This window comes from Schlesneria paludicola DSM 18645 (genome assembly GCF_000255655.1).
GTDB lineage: Bacteria > Planctomycetota > Planctomycetia > Planctomycetales > Planctomycetaceae > Schlesneria > Schlesneria paludicola.
In genome coordinates this window covers 1,036,653-1,056,307 of sequence record NZ_JH636436.1, presented here as the reverse complement: position 1 = coordinate 1,056,307, position 19,655 = coordinate 1,036,653, and the positions used below count along the sequence as shown (strand labels likewise).

The following is a 19,655-nucleotide window of genomic DNA, read 5'->3' as shown; positions in this document are numbered from 1 at the left end:
CTCTTTTCTGCGGGATGTCACCGCATCCGACCCGTTCGTTTTCCGCACCAATCCAGGGTTACCCACACAAAAGCCTGAAGGACCTTTTTTTTATTGAAACTCGACTTCGATCGGGTTTTTCTTCGTGCATGGATGATTGAATCGAGTTACGCCCTGGTGGATTTGCCACGGCTTGAGTACACAGGCGTTGAATCGATAAATTTCGCCAGTGCCCTTGGCCTACAATCGAACGCCTGCAGAATCGACGGCGGCAGGCACGTTGATGACCACGACTCCTGGGCGCGTTTGATTCTTTTTTGCCTGTTAGTACAACTGATTTCTGTAAGAATTCTCGATTCTCTGCCGTAGGGACTCGACGGTTTCTCCCTCGATTTTGACCTGGTCGAGCAGAATCTCTGCGAACGAGGGTAGCGTGGAATCAGGTTGGCCACCTTCGTGACTCCACAGCTTCGAACGGATAATCGCCTTCGCACACTGCAGGAAGCACTCTTCCACTTCCACCGCAATCCCCAGCAGCGGCGGTGTGCCCCCGGCCGCTAACGTGACCAGAACATCTTCATCCCGAATCAGCGTCGCCCGACCGTTGACGCGCAAGGTTTCACCGACGCCGGGAATCAGAAACAACAGGCCAATCCGTCCGATTTCGACGATGTTCCGCAGGCTGTCGACGCGACGATTTCCTCGGCGATCCGGGATCACCAACGTCTTCGAGTCCAACACCTTCACCAAACCCGGCGGATCACCACGCGGCGAAACATCGCACGCACCTTCGCGGCCGAAAGTGCCAATCAGCAGGAACGGCGACCTGGCGATGAACGACTTCATGTGTTCATCGAGCTCAGACAACTGCTTCTTCAGAGCCAGTTCGCTCGGAACACCAATCAGTTCCGTCAGCTCGTCGATGGACTTCACGACGTGTTGAAATCGGTGCGGACTCGTCATGACTCGTTACCCTTCGCCTCCTCGTTCCCATAACTCCACTCGTTCCCATAACTCCCGCTTGGGAACGTCTCTCGCGATTTCGATTTCTGCTGAGCGGGAAGGCGGCTTGAGCACACTTCTGGGTGTAGGAGGCGCTGAGCGTTCCCAAGCGGGAGCTTGGGAACGAGAGGAAAACAAGCAAAAACAGGGTATTCAGAAGCCCCGGTCTGGCCGCGGCGCACCCGCGTAGCGGCAGCCAGCCCGAATTCAAACTGGCTGCCGCTCGCCCAAACCATCATGGTCACGGCTTACGCAGCAACCAGACCTCTGCGACCTGACAGCCGCGTCCGTTTCCGCCATACCCCTGCTCGCGCGTCCAACGGATCGTCAACTTCCCGTCGGCGGTTGCCTTGGCGGGAATATCGAAATCGAGCGGCTGCATCTCGTCCGGTTTGACCATGTAGTCGTGCACCTGCTCACCCTCGGCATCCAGTCGCACTTTCACCTTCCGTGCTGGTTCCGATGAGTAGACCACGCGCACTTTGTAGCGGGCATTCGGATCAAGACCGTCGTATTGCATCTCGAACGAGGCGTCGTACATGCTCAGCACATTCGTCCACCACTCGCGGGGACGATCCGACTTGTAGTCGAAGCTCGTATAAGCCGAGCGGCGGAAATCGGGATTTTCCACGAACGGAACAGAGCTGCGAACAAGATGCGGCTGACGATTCGGATCACCCAAATCGTCATAGAATCCACCCGGTCCCGGATCCGTTCGATCCAGCACGGCCAGAATCGCCGCGCGGCGTTCTTCTTCCTTCTCAAGGCGGCGGATTTTCGCAAATTCATTCTTCAGCCAATGACGGTCATTGAGCGGAAAATCAATCGAATCGTGCATCGTCCCGCGACCGTGCTCACCCTTATGAAGCTTGCTGTTGAGCTGCATGTGGGTGCTCTGAAACAACGCTTCCGCCAATTCATCGAGTCGCTTGCGGCGCGCAGGAGACGCGACCTGCAAATCCGCTTGATCAAGAATGGATTCCGCCTGATTCAGCGAGACCAACGTGGTGGGATTTTGAAGAGCAACCAGTGATTTCGCCGGCAAGACTCCGACACCAACCGATCGGCGCAATACATCCGCCGCGGCGCTGCGCTGTGCTGTCTCGGCGATGAGCCGATCACGCAGCCAGGCATCATAGTAAGCACGATACAGGGCCTGCTGGAATCGCCAGTTCCACAACAGTCTGGGACCACCTGTAAGCTCCATCATTCGGAACTTCTGCAGCGTCGTTTCGACCCCACCGTTCGCGAGCAGCGGCCCCACCCAGTTGCGTTCGAGCGACAGCAACCCTTCCGCAAAGTCTTCTGCAAACGGGCTGGCGATGAAGTAACGACCGTATTGTCGCAGAATCTCGACCACCGGCGTCTTGCTGTTCCAGCCGAGCCCGCTCCAGACGAACTTATTGACGTCGTCATTGCAGCCTTCGGAGTAGGTCAGGAACCCGATCGTGTGGGGCTGATAATAGCGGAAGATCTCGGCAGTGCTCAGCGGACGCGGATTGATCGGTTCGCGGGCTTCGGTCACTCCGTAGGCCACATCCCATTCGGGCACCGGATGCTGGCAGTTAATGCTGTGCGTGATGTCGGGATAGCCACGGATCGGGTACCGCGCAGGAATCAGCTTCCGCACGTTTTCCAATGAAGTCCGAACCTGGGGGCCAAACACGATCCCGTCGAGCCATTTGGGTTCGGTCTTCATGAATTCGTAAAAGACATCGTCCCAGTCCTTATTGAACCCCTGGGGCGCCATCCACATCTGAGCCTTCGGATGATACTTCCGCAGCAAGGCCGCCTGCTTTTCCAACAGGGCCATCAGGGGTGTCGGATGTGTATGCCCGGGGTCGCCACCCGGCACGAAAACGACATCAATTCGCGGCAAACGCTTGTAAACTTGCTCCCACTCGCGAAGTGCAAATTCGACCGTGGCGGGATCGGCATAGTCCTTGTCCATGGCGGGGTACCAGACCCAGACATCCAGGCCATATTCGTCGGCCACGCGCGACATGTCGACCATCATGTCCAGCGGCATTTCGGGAAACAGCGGGCTATCGGCATCATCGTCCGACCGAGGTGGAATCAGCTCAATCGCATTGGTCCCAAACACAGCCAGATCGCGGTAATACTGTTCCCATTGCGCAAGATCCCAGGCGTCATACGAATTCGTCTTCTGGCGATAACCAAGCTGATGCCCGCGGAGCGACGATTCGGGTGCAGAGACTTCATTAAATCCAGCGGGAAGCTCGGCCTTACCACGCGTCAGCCGCAATTCCCGCAGCAACCGTCCCACGCCGAACAACACACCCCGCTCATCATTCCCGAGAACAGCCACAATCGCCCCCTTTGCGGTCATGGCGATCTGATACCCTTCGGGGCGAGTCGTCTCTGCGGCTGCGGGAGCAGCAATCCCCTTCCCCGCCAAAAGTGACCGGACCTTCGCTTGCGGCCCGACGACGATCAAAGGCCCATCCACTGACTTCGGGATGGCTGACACGCGCGTCCAGTGAACCATCGAACGCTTACGAACCTCCTCGACCAGCATCATCACCGCTTTCTTCTCGCGCGGGGAAAGGTCATCAGGAGCCACCACGACGGCCTGCGTCAGATCGACCATCGCCGATCCTTCCGCCGCAGACCCGACCGAACCCGGGTAAGCCGACGCGAAGAGACCGCAGACAAGCGCCACTTGCGCAATCGACTTCACGATCGCGCCTTGAATCACGCGCCGCACACGATACGGAAAACCAGATAACGCCATAAATTGCCACCTCTGAAGACAGAACGCACCGAAATATGAGGCCGATGTTCAAGCTCACTTGGACACGTCGATCATAGAGAAATCAGACGGTGAATTCGAACCCCCCGACGCCCCTTCGGTCTTCAAGACCGAGTCTGTCAACCCGAGAAGGCATTCCACGATCGGAAACGGCGCGACTTCATACCAGAGCGGCACCTGACACCCGAGCAACAGCTAGAAACGAAAAAACGAGCAACTCGCGCCGAAGCGCAGGTTGCTCGTTTTCGTAACGATTCGAGTTGTGGACGGAAAACCGCCCCCATCCTTGAGGGCGACGGCCTCCTGCTCCTACTCCGTGAATCAAAAAGAACCCCCAGAGAACACTGACTAAGCTTGCGTTGGGTGTACTGGCGAGTGGGAACCGGGAGCAGAGTGGGTCAGAGACTGCTCAAAGTGGAAGCCATGCAGTTCACAAACAAAATCAGACTTGTTCACTGGGGGTTCGGGCTGGGAAAGATCAGTGCCTTCGAAATGTGTCGAAGACGAGATTTATACTTCGCATTCGCCGTGCCAAACGGAATTCGGCGCTTGAATTTCTCGGACAATCTCAGAAAACCATTGTATTTACTGAGCGCCGACGCAATCATGACATTCGAGACGACGCGTGTTTCGGCGCGCGCCGAAACCGGAAAAACGTCACGACGGCGCCGAAACGCAAAAGTTCGGCGCCGAAATCGAGATCGGACGATCAATGGAACAGGTAAGCTTGGCAATTCGGTGGATCCTCGCGAGCCTTGCGGGCATGATCGTAGGCTATTGCGTTCTGGCAATGGTTTTCGTGGTGACGGCTCCTGACCTGCGGATGCGATTCCTGCTCGTCAACGTCCCCGAAAATAAGACCGGGATTGTGATCGAGCAAACCACGGGGTTGATGGTGCGGGGTGGAAAGCCGACCCCCGTTGCACACGATGTGCTTTTGTCGATCAAAGGGCATCCGATCAACACGTCGCTCGACTTCATGCGTGAGGAATCCGCACTGCGAAGTGGTGACTACGACCTGGGGGTCGAACGCTGGAGTCTGAATGGATTTGAATCGCCGGGACATGTTCCCATTGAGTTTCTGCAGAAATCGACGGGGCAGATTCAGAAAACGGATGTGAAAGTCCAGTCCGTTCCGATTCGCGAAGTCAGCTTGACTCTGGTCTGGTTCCTGTTGGAACTGCTGATTTTCTCCGTCAGCGCGGTGGCATTCTGGAACCGTCCCTTTGACGATGCCGCCCGACTATTCTTCGCGATGTGCACCGTGACGCTGGCGGCGTTTGTCGGAGGTTTTCACTGGTGGACCCTGGGCAGCAACTTCTGGTTGAACTTGCCCTTCGTCATCTGCGGAGTGCTTTTGCCTGCGGTGATTCTGCACTTTTTCCTGGTCTATCCGCGCCCGAAACCACCGTTGACGCTCTGGCCACGTTCGGTGATCGCCGCGATCTACGCGATCCCCGTCATGACCATTGTCGCCTTCTTCATCGTGGATGGATTTCTTTGGCTGCTGATGGAAAGCAGCGGCAATAACGCCGACGTCAAATTAGCACTCCTGACGTGGCTGCGAGCAGGGATTTACTCGTACATCTGTCTGGCCGCCCTTTATTTCGTCGTGGCACTTGTCGCCCTCACCCACAGCTGGCTGACGACTCGAAATCCGATTGAGCGAAATCAGGTTCGGTGGATTCTGCGCGCCGGCTGCGCCGCGTCGGTCTTTATCGGCTACTCGATGTATCTCGCCTTCTTCGATCGAGAGAACTTCGTCCTGGGTGGCGGACGTTGGCCGATGTTCTTGGCGAGTCTGGTTTTCATGGTCGCTTATGCAGTCGGGATCGTCCGCTACAAGTTGATGCTAGTCGACCAGATCGTGAATCGCGGGATGTCGTACTACGTCCTGAGCTACGGCGCCACGGGGACGGTTGCGTTCCTGATCGCATCCGGAACGCTCGCCGTTCGCAAGCCTCACGCGTTGGAACAACAGACGTGGGTCATCGCCGGCATCATGATGCTGGCCGTGATCTTGCTGATCTGGCTTCGCGACTCTTGGCAGATGTTTGTCGACCGGCGATTCTTTCGCGAAAAATACCGCCTGGACAAGACCCTGCAACGCATGAATCAGGCCGTCGGGCGACTTGCCGACGTCGATTTTCTGACCGAACGCATGCTGTCGTCGTGCCAGGATGTGTTGCAACCGGAACTCGCCGCCATCTATCTGCGTGATGCCCGATCAACGAACTTCCGATTGGCGGGTGCCACCGGCGATTCGGCAGGAATGCCATTGCAGTTTACCGCACCGGATGAGTTCTGTGAGGCCCTTCAAAGCGACCCAACTCTGCAACGCGTGACATCGGGCTCGCGCGACAGCCTGACCCCCATCCAAAGCCTGCTGCGCCAGGTGAAGGGGGATTTGATCCACGCCTTGGAGACCAATGGTGAAATCACCGGTGTCGTCGTTCTGGGCGGCAAGCAAAGCGGACTGATGTATTCGGCCGAGGATCTGACATTCTTGACGGCTCTCGGACAGATTACGGGGATCGCACTGCACAGCGCGAATGTGCACCAGAATCTGAAGCACCTGAACGAAGAACTGCGATCGAAGGTCGATCAGATCTCACAGCAACGGCAACAGATTGCCATGCTGCAGGCAGAACTGACCACCAATCGCGTCGACACGCCTTCGATTCCGGTCGTTGAATTTCGTCGGGAGGCGATCATCGGACGCGGTTCGGCAATCAGTCGCGTTCTGGATATGGTACGGAAAGTCGCGCCCAGCGAATCGAGCGTTCTTGTTCGGGGTGAAAGCGGCACCGGCAAGGAACTTCTCGCCAAGGCGATCCATGAAAACAGCCCGCGGCGCAATGGCCCACTGGTCAGCGTCCACTGCGCCGCACTGTCATCGGGCCTGCTGGAAAGTGAACTGTTCGGCCATGTGAAAGGCTCATTCACCGGTGCCCACAGCGATAAACAGGGGCGATTCGAACTGGCACACGGCGGAACGTTGTTCCTCGACGAAATCGGTGACATCTCGGCCGAAACACAGGTCAAGCTGCTACGCGTCCTACAGCAGCGAGAATTCGAGCCCGTCGGGGGTTCGCATACGATTCAAGTCGATGTCCGTCTCATCGCCGCCACTCACCAGAACCTGGAACGGTTGATCGCCGAAGGCAAATTTCGTGAAGACCTTTACTATCGATTGAATGTCATCAGCGTGGTACTGCCGCCGCTGCGTGAACGCCCCGAAGACATCCTGGACCTCTCCGTTTCCTTCCTCAAATCGGCGTCGACGCGCGATGGCAAACGCATCGCGCGGTTCGATGACGAAGCCTTGAATGCCTTGATGCGGTATTCCTGGCCCGGCAATGTTCGTGAACTGCAGAACGTCATTGAACGCGCCGTCGTGCTCGCCGAAAGCGACACCGTCGAACTGACCGACCTGCCCTTCGACATTCAGAACGCGACAGGATCGTTGCAACCTAGCCATCGACAAGAGCCGTTCCGCCGCCTTAACGACCTTGATGCTGTCCCGGTCACCGTCTGGAACGACGACGACCCTGATGCCGAGCGACAACTGTTGCTCGATGCGCTGCACCAGTGCGGAGGCAACAAAACCAAGGCCGCAAAACGCCTGGGCCTGCCGCGGAGCACGTACTTCAGCAAGTTGAAAAAGCACGGAATTACCGACGACGAACCAAACGATCCGCCGCGATTTGGTCGCATCCCGCGATAGTCATGGTGCTCGCGTTTCGGACCGCCCCCAATCGCTTGTCGCTACGAGGTTGCACACGTATTCGGACGGGAACGACTGCCTATAACGGCATTTCTGGACTCGAGAGGATCAGACCGATTCGAATTGATTTGCTGGCAGCGAATTGAATGCCTCACGCTCATACAACGTCGAAACTCCTCGCCGTTCAATTCGATAGACGATACCTCGCCATTCGTGACGAGTGGCTGAAACAGCCGACAGCACCGCAAGTGGATAAATGAATCCTGTTAAACTCAGCCCGATCGGCGCCAGACAGAATCGCTTCCAGTCAATCGGGGATACTCGCTGATCCCGCGATTGCCAGAGATGACGACGCACAAGCCATTCAAAGTGACCAATCGTCGCGAGGACAATCCCATCGTAGATCACCGCCCCGGCACACCACCAGGCGAGGCTCGAAGTCCCTTCCATGATCGACAAGGGAAGTAAAATCCACATCACCACCAAGATCGCCATCGCCTCAACGAAGATTGTCGGCCAATGAGGGTGATTCAGACGTGCCGCCAACATCTGGCGGACGAGAAACCCCCAAAAGTTTTTTAGACCGATGGTCTCTTCGTTCAGCACGATCAGCGACACGATTGGTTTCGCCTGTTGTGCTTTATTCATCAGATACCCGGCCAGTGCGGTGTCTTCACTGAACGCATGTTGCAAGCAATCGAGAAACTGCGGATCTCGAAACAGATCGCCTCGCATCGCCAGACTGCCGCACCAGGGAATCTGATATTGATGCATGGCACGAAACGCAAGGGCATTCCAGTAGTAGCGGCACAGGCCACCCATCGTGAGCGACAGGGGCGCATACCACCGATTTCCGGATGTCGCCACTGTCAACGGTTCGGCAAGCGGCGTCACCAATTCGCGTAACCATGTGCGATGCGGGATCGCATCCGCGTCACACATGACAACCACCTGCACTTCGGTTGGCACCTGATTTAAGCCACAAAACAGACTGCTCGCGCGACGCGAACACCTCGGCAAAATCCGGTCGCGGACAATCATCTCGGCACAATCCGCACCATACTCACGCAGTAGACTTTCAACCTGCGGAACCGCGCTATCGGTCGGTGAATCGACGACAATCAAAACCTTGTATTCGGGATAGTCCTGATTGACCAAACCTCGCAGGCAACGATCCAGGAATGGATCTGCGCCGCGTAAACAAAGAATCACGCGCGCGGCAGGCGAGTAATCCTGTGACGCGGCCTGGTCCGCCGCGAGTGCGCCCCGCAAGCCCTTCAAGCAGGGTTGAAATTGCCAGACAGCGAGTACCGCCAACCCGGTCAGGATGATCGCAGCGACGAGCCCAAACGAAATCATCGTTTTGGATTCCCAGCCAGAACGGTGATGAAACAGAAACGCAAAAGGCCGACTTCCATCACAAACCATTGACGGCGCGTCAGATTTGCCGCGTACGACTCAAGAATCAATCACAGAAACCATCATTCAGGTCGTCTGGGGTGTGGATATCCGTCACGCGCAAAGCCGAATGGCGTCAATCTTGAGCGGTGTAGACTATGACTTACAATGACCATCCGGCAATTCACAAAGGTGTCACAACTTCGGAAAGTCTCAAAAACTCGCTCTGCCCCCCCCGCTCCTCATCAGATTTGAGCGGGCTGCAAATCGCCAAATCTGGTTCGATATGCCATCATGCCACAGACGTGTCAGGAAACAGAACGACGTCTCAATCAGGAGTTCTCATGCCGGTTCTCGATCGCGAGGAATACATCGAGCAGGCCTACTTCTTCAGAACATTCCTGGAACGCCTGGATGAAGATCTTCCCTCTCAAGAGATCCTCGAGAGCATCAAGGAAGAGATTCTGACCACGACGAAGCTGCCGCTGGCACTCGATGTCCTCCGCGGAGAAATGCTCCTGAACGGCCGCCTCTGCGAAGGAATGGCCCATCTTGCGCACTATTTCGCTCCGTTTCAGACATTCGTCATGCGGCAGTCGGAAGAAGATCGCAACAAGTTCGACCAGCGCGTGGCACTGCAGATTCTCGAGCGTGAGGCGCGTTACCGTAGCGAAAGTGCCAACCCCGCAGGATTGTTCGTCTATCAATTTGAATGCATTTCCCGAAACCGACTCGGTTACGACAAAGGGATGATCGCGATCGCCGACGATCCGCTGTACGACGCCCACTGGCGTGAATGGATCATGCGTGCACGCCTGCAACTGGGTGCGATCGACTTTGCCGACATGATCTATTTTCGTTCCGAATTCTTTGATGAAGAACGACGCAAGGCAGGAACCGCACCCGACACATCGCCGCCACCACTGCTCTTCAGTCGACAAGAGGGCCGGATCGCGAAAGCCAATCGTGGCAAAGATCCCCTTTACCTGTTCGCCGCCTTGCAGCGCCAATTGGGCTACCCAGCAGTGCCTCGCTCGAAATCCCAGAAAGATTTCGCGCTGCATCCGCAACTCGAGGCGCGCATCCAACGTTTGGAGAAACGAATCCAATTGCTGGAATCCGATGCCAAAGGCCAACTCGACCTCAGTGAGTTCTACGCCAAACCGCCCACGTTTGAGGATCTACCCGACGCCGGAACCTGAGTGAGCATTGATTCGTGACAGCACAGTGACGGGTCGATCTTTCAGACCTTAATCACGATTTGATAGGGCGGAATTCCAGGGCCTGTGGTACCCGAAACCCAATGAAAATATCCTTTACGGCGTTGGACGATCTTTCGGCCAAATGCCGATCGTCCGTTTCTTCAGCAGCCTCTCACCCGCGCCGCTCATCTTCACATTCGCGAACCGCCGTCGTGAGCGTCACACTCATCCTCGACGCGGCATCGAGCGTCGCCCGCAACTGATCCAGCAGCGGTGCCAACTTCTCTTCTTCCATCGCGCGGCTGACCACATCATTCCAGGCCGGGCGAGCGGCCTCCCACGCCTCTTCCAACTTGTCCGCAGCCATTTTCAACTGCCCGGCACCATCTGTCAGACCACCATGCTTCATGACCGAGACTCCCCAACTTCGTGTCCTTCAAATTGATTTATAGCATCCCACCACGAAGATCGTGAACGGCCAGAGTGACAACCTCGCCCGCAAGTGAGTACCATCTTTGCAGAAACTTGCAGCGAAATGGCCGCCGACGCGCCGTCCGGGACGACCGCCGAAATTATTCCCAGCACGTCGGCCAAACGGTCATTCGCCATTGCGAACGAGCCAACCTTCATGCACGCCGTCGATTTCCTGAAGAAACATGCCCAGATCCCCTGCTTCAATGTGCTGTCGGGCAGTCAGCGACATTTGAAACAGTCGGTGCTCGCGATCTACAAAAAACTCGTCATTGATGACGACGAAACGTCGTTGACTCGTTTCGCCGGACGCGACGCCGATCTCCAGGCGGTCTCAGACGAACTGCGAACCGTTTCGATGTGGGGCGATCGACGCTTGATCTATGTGGAAGACGCCGACGATTTCGTCACGAATCACCGCGGGGCGCTCGAAAAACTGATCGAGAAGCCGTTCAAGAAATCCGTTCTGGTTTTGGACGTGCAATCCTGGCCCAAAACGACACGGATCTATAAACAGGTCGCCGCCAAGGGGCTTGAGGTGGAGTGTTCCGACCTCAAAGGGGCACAACTGGTCAAATGGCTGCAAGACTCGGCGGCCGAAACATACGGGCAAACGATCGCGCGCGACGCGGCGGCCCTGATGATCGAACTGGTCGGCAGTGAACTTGGCATGCTCGACACGGAACTGGCCAAACTCGCGTCGTATGTGGGAACTCGAGCCAACATCGAGATCGAAGACGTCAAAGCGATGGTCGGCGGATGGCGGACGGAAACGACTTGGGCCATGACCGACGCCACCCGCGATAACGATCTGGATTTTGCCCTGAGCGCTCTCGATCAATTGCTGACGGCAGGCGAACCGCCCATTAAATTACTCGGCGGTATCTCGTACACGTTCAAAAAGTTCTCGCACGCCGCCGATTTGGCTCGGTCCGTGTCACTGGATCAAGCGTTACGCCAGGCCGGGATTTTCCCGATGGCCATCATGCCCGGCCAAAACTATCTGCGACGCCTGGGCCGCCACAATGCCGAGCGATTGCTCAGAAAGCTTCTGGAAGCCGACGCGGGGCTGAAGGGAGCGAACCCGCTGCCAGAACGATTTCAACTCGAGCGGTTATTGCTGGAACTGGCCGGCCGACTCGCCTGACAGCCCTGCCTCGACCAGAAACGGATTTCTCTGCATCCCCGAACGCTCCGCACACGGCATCCACAGTGGATGCTCCACACAAGGCGCCCGTTATGTGGAAGTTTGCCTTTTCCGTTTTGCTCGCACTGACGATCACCGCGTGCGGAGGGCCCCGAACCCTGTACGCCGAGGAGCATGATTCTCTTGTCGGCCACGCCGAACCTGCCTATGCCGGAGTCTACTCGCCCGACGGCACGAAACTGATCACGGCCAGTTTTGACAAGACATTGCGAATCTGGGACCTGAAATCGGGCGCCGCACTCCGATCACTCACCGGCCACACGGCGCTGGTGCTTTGCGTCTGCGTCTCGCAAGACGGAACTCGATTGGCCAGCGGATCGCTCGACAATACCGTCCGAATCTGGGACCTGCCCACATCGCGGCCTGCCACCAGTTTTCAGCCTCACCCTACCGAAACGGTCTTTGCACAATCGGCTGATGGAACGCAGTGGGTCACCGCGGGCGCTGACGGCACCCTCAAGATCTGGCGTGCCGCTGATCAGCAGGCGATTCGAGAAATCGGCCCCCTGCCGCATTCCGTCGTCCGAATCGCAATTCGTCCCGACAATCAACAGCTTGCCACCGCCGACAAAGCGGGGTTCGTGCGTCTGATTCAGCCCGCGGACGGTTCCATCCAAGCCACCTTCGGCGCTCATGACGCCGGAATCACAGGAATTGGCTACGTCGCGAATTCAACCCAGATCGTCACCAGCGGTGTCGACGGATCCATCAAACGTTGGCCGTTGACCACGCCTGCCGACGCGACCGCCACCGGTCATCAGGAACCCGTGCTGGCGATCCGAACCCATCCCCAGCAAGCGATCGTCGCCACCGGCTCTGCCGACAAGACGTGCCGGTTGTGGAACTCAGCGAACCAGCAACTGCTGGGAACGTTGGAAGGCCATCAGGGCGCCGTCACGTCGCTCGGCTTTCAGAGTGATGGAGCCCGCATTGCCACGGGATCTGCCGACAAGGTGGCCCGCCTGTTCGACGTCCAGACCGGCCGTTTGATCAAGGCGTATCCCGCACAAGCGGCCGCGATCACAAGCGTAGCGATTCACCCGAATCACCACGAAATCGCCGCCGCAGACGCCGCGGGCTCGATCAAAATCTGGAACGCCGACGAGGCTTCCGAGCTCCGATCGCTCGCCGGTCACACGGGTGGGACATTCGCGGTCGCGTATGCAGCCGGTCAACCGCTGCTCGTTTCCGGCGGTGCCGATCAACGCGTTCGCGTTTGGAGCGCGGCCGATGGCAGTCCCATTCGTGAGCTGGATGCGACCGCGGCCACCCGGGCTCTTGCCGTCTCTTCCGATGGCCTGCATTTAGCGGCAGGAAGCGACGATCACAAGATCCGCGTCTGGAATCTGGCGGACGGAACTCTACTCGCCACCTACACGGGACACGCCAAGGCGATCACGTCGCTCGAGTACAGTCGCGATAATCTGACGCTGCTGTCATCCAGCCTCGACGGAACGGTGCGAGGATGGGACACGAAACTCGGACTTCAAACTCAGTTCTTCGCAACGCCGATGCACGAACCCGTTCAGGGTGCCGCGTGGGGCAAAGGCGACCAGCAGGTCGTCTACGCGGGAGACGATCGCGCGGTCCACTGGCGCGCGTATCGGCTTCAATCGGTTCATGCCGGTGACCCAACGGCCATCAACGCATTCGCCGCAAACCCTGCCTCGAATCAATATTTCACGGCAGGCCACGACGGGAACGTCAGGCTTTGGGATGTTGGAAACGCAACTCCCCTCCGCGAGTTCAAAGGACATACCGGCCCCGTTCGGTCACTTGCTCTGGCTCCCAATCAACAGCAGGTCGCCAGCGGCGGCAGCGATCAAAAAGTGAAGTTATGGAACGTCGCCGACGCGTCGAAACCGCAACGCGAGATCGCCACCGGTGCCGAAGTGCTCCACATCTCGTATTCCCCCGACCAGAAGAAACTGATCACGGCAGGCGATGATCGCGTCATCCGGGGCTACGATCTGACGATGGGCCCCACCCCCGCCTCGGCCGGACTCCCCGAGGCCGTTCAAGTGACACTGCCGCTGCCTGCGGCGATTTCGAACCTGTCGTTCGCCCCAGACAACCGCACGGCGATCAGCAGCACTTCGGACGGTAGCGTTCAGCAATGGACAATCGCATCGGCTCAATTCACGCTCGCGATCCCCGGACATCAGTCCCACGTTTATGGAGTGGCATTTCACCCTTCCAAACCCTGGATCGCATCGTGCTCGAACGACAAAACGGTTCGAATCTGGGACTACGAAAAGAATCAGATCGTCCGCACGCTGCCGTCACAAACCGCGGCCGTCTATTCATTGGCGTTCAACCCAGACGGTTCACAGCTGATCACGGCCGGTGGCGATAAGACCGTCAGAGCCTTTCGAACCACGGACGGGACCCAACTTCGTCAATTCAGCGGCCCGCTGGACGCCGTTTATTCCGTCGCGCTGAGCCCAGATGGGCAGAATCTGACCGCCGCCGGACTGGATCGAGCCATTTTCCTCTGGAACATCGACAACCCCAGCCCGTTGAAAGTCTTCCCACGGCAGCCCGACGATCTCTACAAGGTGGAATACAGCCGGTCTGGCCACAACCTGCTCTCGGTGGGATACAGCGGGAACGTCGTCGTCTGGAACACGAATCGCGAAGCACCGCAGTTTCAGCAGAAACTGAGCTCAACGCTTTATAGCGGCACCATTTCGCCCAGCGGCACACAAATCGCAATCATGGCCAGCGACGGCAAGGTGCATTTGATCACGCTGCCAGCCATCCCACAGCCGTAGACGTCCGGCCAGCCCATCAGACAACGCTGTGTTGGTTTTCGATCAGCGTGCCCTCGTTCGTATTGCTCGCTCCCAAGTTCCCGCTTGGCAACTCTCCTCTCGCTCCCCTCCTCATTTCCCCGTCGTTACCAAGCCCCCCGCTTGGTAACGCCTCTTGCGATTTGATTTTCCGTCGAGCAGGAAAGCGGCCTCGGACCTTCGTACACCTTATGTGATGTGGAGGAAGCGATGCCAAGCCGGAGCTTGGCATCAAGGGGAAAAAGCTCCCGCTTGGAAACGCCGCTTCTCGCATCACTCCCCACTTTTCTACGTTCCAACTCGACCGCCCCCCAATCGGCCGATCCTGCCGCAAGCGTCCCGCTCACGTTCAACTGCGGAAATCGGGCAGAGTTAAACTTCTACGAAGACTTTGCCGATAAGTCTCACCACAGTGAATTCAGCCGCCCTGCGTTTCGTAACGATTCACCCGGCGTGAAACGGACGAGTCGCAGGCAACGTGGCGGCAACTGCTAGAAATTTGTGAGATGGTGACCGTTCGGTCGATATCCCTTTCGTGACGTCCACTCAGCGACGTTACCGCATCAATATCAATGACGACACTTCGAGATCGGACCCACGGAAGGGGCGCTATGCCACAACACGGCATCAATGTACTTGCATTGCTCAAAGGCCAGGAACGATTTGTTTTTCTGTACGACGACGAAAGCGCCGATCAGCTGCTGCAGACGCTGGGCAAGTATGCAGCCGACCCCGAACTGAATTTTTCCTGGTATGATGCGGCCACGCTCAGCCAGCGTGTCCGTAAGTTGCGTGAAGGCGAGCCAAGCGATCACGTCGAACCGAAGAACCGCATTCGCCGCTCGGCCGCCTGATTCCTCGCGGCACAGGCGATTGATTCGCCGGTGCGCGTGAAATCATGAGGTCATTTGCATGTACGGCGCGATCGACGGTTTCCTGCGATATCTGCGGGTCGAACGAAACGCTTCCGAACTGACGCTGAAATCGTACAGCGAAGACTTCGGCAGCCTGCTCGACTACTTTCGTGACCGCGTCGGCGAAGTCACCGAACCGGGCCAGGTGCACATCACCCAGCTCCGGGGGTACATCGCCTACCTGCACGAATGTGACTATGCCCGGACAACCATCGCGCGACGCCTGGCCAGCCTGCGCAGTTTCTTTCGGTATTGTCAGCGTGAAGGCCTGGTCGCGGCGAACCCCGCCAAAGCGCTCAGAACGCCCCGCACGGGACGGAAGCTTCCGCACTTCCTGACGGCCGAACAGATCACGAAACTTCTTGAATCGCCCCCGGCCAATCAGAACGAAGGGCTGCGCGATCGAGCGATCCTCGAAACGCTGTATTCGGCGGGCCTGCGAGTCGCTGAACTCGTCAGCTTGAATGTTGATGACTGGGATCGCGACGCCAACATCGTCCGCGTCTTCGGTAAGGGTAAGAAAGAGCGGATCGCTCCCATCGGTCGACACGCGGCCAAAGCCCTTTACCGCTGGCTGGAAGTGCGCACGGAAAACCTGGAAGCTGGCCCCGCCGACCGCACCGCAATGTTCCTGAATCGCTTCGGAACCCGCCTGACCACCCGCAGCGTCGGACGGATGCTCGAGAAATACCTGACGCTGACCGGCCTCGACAAACTGACAACGCCGCACACGTTACGACATTCCTTTGCCACCCACATGCTCGATGGGGGAGCCGACCTGCGCGCCGTCCAGGAACTGCTCGGCCACAAAAGCCTGACGACAACCCAGATCTACACGCACGTCAGCACCAAGCGTCTACGCGACACCTACGAAAACGCGCACCCCCACGCCGCCAAGAATCGCCGCCCGACCAAAAACGAATAAGCCGCCCCAACGCGATTCTTGGTTTCTCGACGACTCGGTGCCGCCACGGTCTGCGTGATTCGCGATGATCGCCCGGATTTCAACCGGCAACCAACTCGCGTTCCACTGTCGTCCCAGGCTTCTCAAACACGAATGCCATATATTTCGAGCGTTCCTGCACGCTGCGATGTGCACGAACCGCCAGCGCCAGGTCTCTCCAATCCTCATCGGAAAAAGCACGAAAAAGCGGATTTCGCCATTCGAGAATCTTGCGTCCCCAAGTCGAACTCCCCAGTTGCGACAGATATTCGAAGGATCTTTGGGCGGGCCTCGTCACGCGAGAACTCCAGTCGTACTGTGCCCGCGACCTAAATCCGGCGCGATGCGATTCATGCTCATAATCCTCGATCGAAAAAAAATCATTCCATTGCCACACGTCGCGCACCAGCTTCATTTCAGACTCATGACGATGCAGGCGATCCTCGCAACTATTCCATGCGAAGTCGATGACCACCAGCTTGCCACCCGGACGCAACACTCGATACGCCTGGCGAAGGAATTCGGCTCGGTCAGGGAAATGAAACGCGGCTTCAATGCAGATGACTCGCTCGAACGATTCATCCGGAAATCGCAGCTGCTGCGCATTGCCGACTTGATAGGTCAATTGATCCATGCGATTGAAAAGCGTCTGCGCCACCTGCACGTGATCATCGACAAGATCAATCCCCACGACCGTTGACTGAGGATATAGGCATTGAGCGATAAACGAACTTTTTCCACGTCCACAGGCGATATCAAGCACGCGATCGCGCACGCCGATTTCCAGAAGGTTTAACGCCTTCACAACCAGGCGTTCCTGTGCATTCGCCGTGTTCGAGAGCAGATTCAAACCGCTGAAGGGCCCCCAAAACGGATAGTAGCCCAGATTCATGAGGGCCGATCCCCAGGTCTCGATCCGAAGTAACCGGAACACGACGTTCGACCCGTCGTACGACGCAGGAACATCGAGCTTTTCGCCGAGACTCGAATCAACTTGCTGGGACGAACTCGATTCCAACAACCCTACCCCCGTCGTTTCGATCAGCATCGGTGCTCCTCATAAAAATTGAGCCGCAAACATCGCCCAAACTCAAATGCCGTATTACCTCGAACTGTGATGTCATGAATGCCTGACGAACATCCGGCGTCCTGAATAAAATCTAGAAGACAGAGGTCAAGACCTTCCTCAAACGTCGGTTCCGCAATCCCACGCCAGCGGGCCTCTGAAGACGCGCGTGGGCACGAACCGAATCACAAATCATGTGGTCTGAGAAGTGGCACAATTTCGAGCATCACATTCGAAAACTCGAGGGAAATTGCTTAAGAGCGAATCTCACGCCAGTCGTCCTTATTCGCGATTTGCGTTTGCCAGTTACAAGAAGTAATGACAGACAATCTCGTGCACGAATTCAGAATTCACACCTGCCTGACAGCCACCTCACAACCAAGTCCTCGAAATCGGCAACGAAAAAACACCACCGTTCACCGATTGGCGACTGACGCATCTTCACCGCGGAATGACGGGAGATGCCGCACAAGGGGCTCTGCAACCAAGACAACCTTTTGAATGGGCGTGAACGCATTTCGCGCGCATCGTCATTCTGACGCTCACCTTCTCTCATGCATCGTTCACGCGAAGCCGTTGAACAGAATGCCACGGCGTGCTATTCCACCTGTGGAAGCCGCAGATCACTACCGAAGAAATGAAGTGAGACGATGAGGGAAGAGTTCAGCCAGGCGAGAATGAATCGCTGCAGCCGCATCCATCAATTGATTTTGGAGAATTGGCAACGCACCAAGACGCTGGAATACGTTGTTCGTGCAACAGAATCCGTGGCCGGATTGTCGCTCGCCGAATTGCGATTGCAGTATTTCTCCGTGGGTGTGGGGCACGAATTGACCGATCTGCCGTTCACGGATTTACTCGTCGTGTTCTCGATGATCGCCCAGACCGTCGCCGCCATGCGCGCAAAGATGGCCAAGAACGAGATTGGTGGAAGCTTCCAGCTCTCCATCACGACCGACTTTTCTGACGCCGACGCCCTGACGCTGCTTTCTCAAATCAAGATTGAAACGCCCTTCGACACCTCAAAGCTCTTGAAGATCGAAGCCGCGGATGGACGAGCCGACGACTGACTCATTCCCCCCTCGCAGAAAGCGTGAGGCCAGCGTCGGGTCATCCCAACCAAAACACCCGTTGCAGATGAAACGGAGTCCGCCCGCCTCGCGGCTCGCTGAACGATTTTCTTTCAGCCGACTTCAGGGCCGTTGTACAACCTGTACTCCTTCATCACTTCGGCGCTGTAGGTCCTGCCAATGACCATTCCGGCAAACGTTTCGGCGACGAATTCCTTCTTGGCTCCGCCAGCATAGCCACTGACCTGAACCGCGTTCGCACCACTCGGAGCGCCCGTACACCCGCCTTCGGCATTGACCGCTAGAAAATTCTCACCCAATCGTGCCGCATGCAAAACATGCCCAAGCTCGTGAATGCAGGTGACATGCCCTTTCGTGAATCCCGGGTGAACGGAGTTTGAGATACTTGCCACACTGCTGGGGGTACAAGTCGTGGGCCCCAGAGTGATGTAATAAATCGCGTTCCAACCAGGATCACGCGTAAAGACTCGGTTCTGCACATTCCCAGAACTCATACAGTAGACACGCATCACAGGTGGGGGAGTGAAACCGAACTCGACCACGGACGTCAGCGCCGCCTTGAACGCCACGAGCTTCTCTGCCGAGCCCGCATCGGTCGTTCCCTTGAAAATGTAACAGGTAACACCTGAATAGTTATAAGTCTCTTGTGTATAGACTTTTTCAGAGTACAGCGCCTTCAGAAACCCGCTGGCGTACTCCATCTGAATCATATCTTGTTTTCGCTGCGCACTCACTGTCATCACGCGACTCCTTAATAGGCCCTGAAATCGTAACCGTCTACAGGCAGGGGACTGGCTCATTTTTCCGCGGTAAAGCGAAGGGTTGCTCTGGTCGATGCACTGCGGATTCCCATGAGCCGGGAATTTGTGCCTGCCCCCCTCTCTTCGAGCTGGGAACGGCGACCCTGAAATTGCTGATTCTTTGGAGGAATCTTGATGGAAACGAAGGGGGGCTGGAGCTCGCTGCCTGAAACGTCAAATGGACCGCACCACCTGACAGGTTCCATATTGGACCGTGAACGGTTACAGCGCAATGGCATCCGCGCACAGGTCGAGGACAGACTCATGTTCCCGCAGCAAAGAACAGAATT

13 protein-coding genes are annotated in these 19,655 nt (G+C 57.1%); 7 read left to right on the top strand and 6 right to left on the bottom strand.

Annotated elements, in window-relative coordinates; all coding sequences use genetic code 11:
• Positions 1-303: 303 nt before the first annotated feature.
• Together OSO_RS0138100 and OSO_RS0138090 are read right to left on the bottom strand one after the other, a co-directional pair.
• A complete protein-coding gene (locus OSO_RS0138100; RefSeq protein WP_010587984.1) occupies positions 304-942 on the bottom strand; it encodes a pyridoxamine 5'-phosphate oxidase family protein in 639 nt (212 codons plus the stop codon).
• 280 nt (positions 943-1,222) lie between these two features.
• Entirely contained in the window at positions 1,223-3,736 is a 2,514-nt protein-coding gene (locus OSO_RS0138090) for a hypothetical protein (RefSeq protein ID WP_010587982.1), read from the bottom strand.
• 745 nt (positions 3,737-4,481) lie between these two features.
• Between OSO_RS0138090 and OSO_RS0138075 the strand changes: the two genes are divergently transcribed.
• On the top strand, positions 4,482-7,481 hold the full coding sequence (locus OSO_RS0138075; protein WP_237729392.1) for a sigma 54-interacting transcriptional regulator: 3,000 nt from the start codon (positions 4,482-4,484) through the stop codon (positions 7,479-7,481).
• A 108-nt stretch (positions 7,482-7,589) separates the two neighbouring features.
• Here the strand turns inward: OSO_RS0138075 and OSO_RS0138070 are convergent, their stop codons facing one another.
• Positions 7,590-8,840, bottom strand: a complete 1,251-nt coding sequence (locus OSO_RS0138070; protein WP_010587980.1) for a glycosyltransferase family 2 protein — start codon at positions 8,838-8,840, stop codon at positions 7,590-7,592.
• A gap of 383 nt (positions 8,841-9,223) precedes the next feature.
• Here OSO_RS0138070 and OSO_RS0138065 point away from each other — a divergent pair, with 383 nt between their 5' ends.
• Positions 9,224-10,081, top strand: a complete 858-nt coding sequence (locus tag OSO_RS0138065; protein ID WP_010587979.1) for a hypothetical protein — start codon at positions 9,224-9,226, stop codon at positions 10,079-10,081.
• A gap of 172 nt (positions 10,082-10,253) precedes the next feature.
• On the opposite strand, the gene OSO_RS0138060 is transcribed toward OSO_RS0138065, so the two are convergent.
• Positions 10,254-10,490: a hypothetical protein gene (locus OSO_RS0138060; RefSeq protein WP_010587978.1), complete on the bottom strand. Its 237-nt coding sequence runs from the start codon at positions 10,488-10,490 to the stop codon at positions 10,254-10,256.
• 126 nt (positions 10,491-10,616) lie between these two features.
• On the opposite strand from OSO_RS0138060, the gene holA reads away from it, so the two are divergent.
• The 4 genes from holA to xerC all read left to right on the top strand — a co-directional run bounded on the left by holA (position 10,617) and on the right by xerC (position 16,390).
• Positions 10,617-11,699 (top strand): DNA polymerase III subunit delta, encoded by a 1,083-nt coding sequence (gene holA, locus OSO_RS0138055; protein WP_010587977.1) that lies wholly within the window; start codon positions 10,617-10,619, stop codon positions 11,697-11,699.
• 92 nt (positions 11,700-11,791) lie between these two features.
• On the top strand, positions 11,792-14,533 hold the full coding sequence (locus OSO_RS0138050; RefSeq protein ID WP_010587976.1) for a WD40 repeat domain-containing protein: 2,742 nt from the start codon (positions 11,792-11,794) through the stop codon (positions 14,531-14,533).
• A 629-nt stretch (positions 14,534-15,162) separates the two neighbouring features.
• Entirely contained in the window at positions 15,163-15,405 is a 243-nt protein-coding gene (locus OSO_RS0138045; protein ID WP_010587975.1) for a hypothetical protein, read from the top strand.
• Positions 15,406-15,463: 58 nt separating this feature from the next.
• Complete coding sequence (gene xerC, locus OSO_RS0138040) at positions 15,464-16,390, top strand: tyrosine recombinase XerC (RefSeq protein WP_010587974.1); 927 nt, start codon at positions 15,464-15,466, stop codon at positions 16,388-16,390.
• Positions 16,391-16,469: 79 nt separating this feature from the next.
• Here xerC and OSO_RS0138035 read toward each other — a convergent pair whose 3' ends face one another.
• Entirely contained in the window at positions 16,470-17,456 is a 987-nt protein-coding gene (locus OSO_RS0138035; protein WP_010587973.1) for a class I SAM-dependent methyltransferase, read from the bottom strand.
• A gap of 668 nt (positions 17,457-18,124) precedes the next feature.
• Here OSO_RS0138035 and OSO_RS0138030 point away from each other — a divergent pair.
• On the top strand, positions 18,125-18,544 hold the full coding sequence (locus OSO_RS0138030) for a hypothetical protein (protein WP_010587972.1): 420 nt from the start codon (positions 18,125-18,127) through the stop codon (positions 18,542-18,544).
• 113 nt (positions 18,545-18,657) lie between these two features.
• Here the strand turns inward: OSO_RS0138030 and OSO_RS0138025 are convergent, their stop codons facing one another.
• Positions 18,658-19,305 (bottom strand): hypothetical protein, encoded by a 648-nt coding sequence (locus OSO_RS0138025; RefSeq protein ID WP_010587971.1) that lies wholly within the window; start codon positions 19,303-19,305, stop codon positions 18,658-18,660.
• Between the last annotated feature and the right edge of the window lie 350 nt (positions 19,306-19,655).

What these genes read in the sequence shown, in the direction of transcription:
- OSO_RS0138100 (WP_010587984.1), bottom strand. Translation starts at nt 942, where the DNA reads ATGACGAGTCCGCACCGATTTCAACACGTCGTGAAGTCCATCGACGAG.
- OSO_RS0138090 (WP_010587982.1), bottom strand. Translation starts at nt 3,736, where the DNA reads ATGGCGTTATCTGGTTTTCCGTATCGTGTGCGGCGCGTGATTCAAGGC.
- OSO_RS0138070 (WP_010587980.1), bottom strand. Translation starts at nt 8,840, where the DNA reads ATGATTTCGTTTGGGCTCGTCGCTGCGATCATCCTGACCGGGTTGGCG.
- OSO_RS0138065 (WP_010587979.1), top strand. Translation starts at nt 9,224, where the DNA reads ATGCCGGTTCTCGATCGCGAGGAATACATCGAGCAGGCCTACTTCTTC.
- OSO_RS0138060 (WP_010587978.1), bottom strand. Translation starts at nt 10,490, where the DNA reads ATGAAGCATGGTGGTCTGACAGATGGTGCCGGGCAGTTGAAAATGGCT.
- holA (WP_010587977.1), top strand. Translation starts at nt 10,617, where the DNA reads ATGGCCGCCGACGCGCCGTCCGGGACGACCGCCGAAATTATTCCCAGC.
- OSO_RS0138050 (WP_010587976.1), top strand. Translation starts at nt 11,792, where the DNA reads ATGTGGAAGTTTGCCTTTTCCGTTTTGCTCGCACTGACGATCACCGCG.
- OSO_RS0138045 (WP_010587975.1), top strand. Translation starts at nt 15,163, where the DNA reads ATGCCACAACACGGCATCAATGTACTTGCATTGCTCAAAGGCCAGGAA.
- xerC (WP_010587974.1), top strand. Translation starts at nt 15,464, where the DNA reads ATGTACGGCGCGATCGACGGTTTCCTGCGATATCTGCGGGTCGAACGA.
- OSO_RS0138035 (WP_010587973.1), bottom strand. Translation starts at nt 17,456, where the DNA reads ATGCTGATCGAAACGACGGGGGTAGGGTTGTTGGAATCGAGTTCGTCC.
- OSO_RS0138030 (WP_010587972.1), top strand. Translation starts at nt 18,125, where the DNA reads ATGAGGGAAGAGTTCAGCCAGGCGAGAATGAATCGCTGCAGCCGCATC.
- OSO_RS0138025 (WP_010587971.1), bottom strand. Translation starts at nt 19,305, where the DNA reads ATGACAGTGAGTGCGCAGCGAAAACAAGATATGATTCAGATGGAGTAC.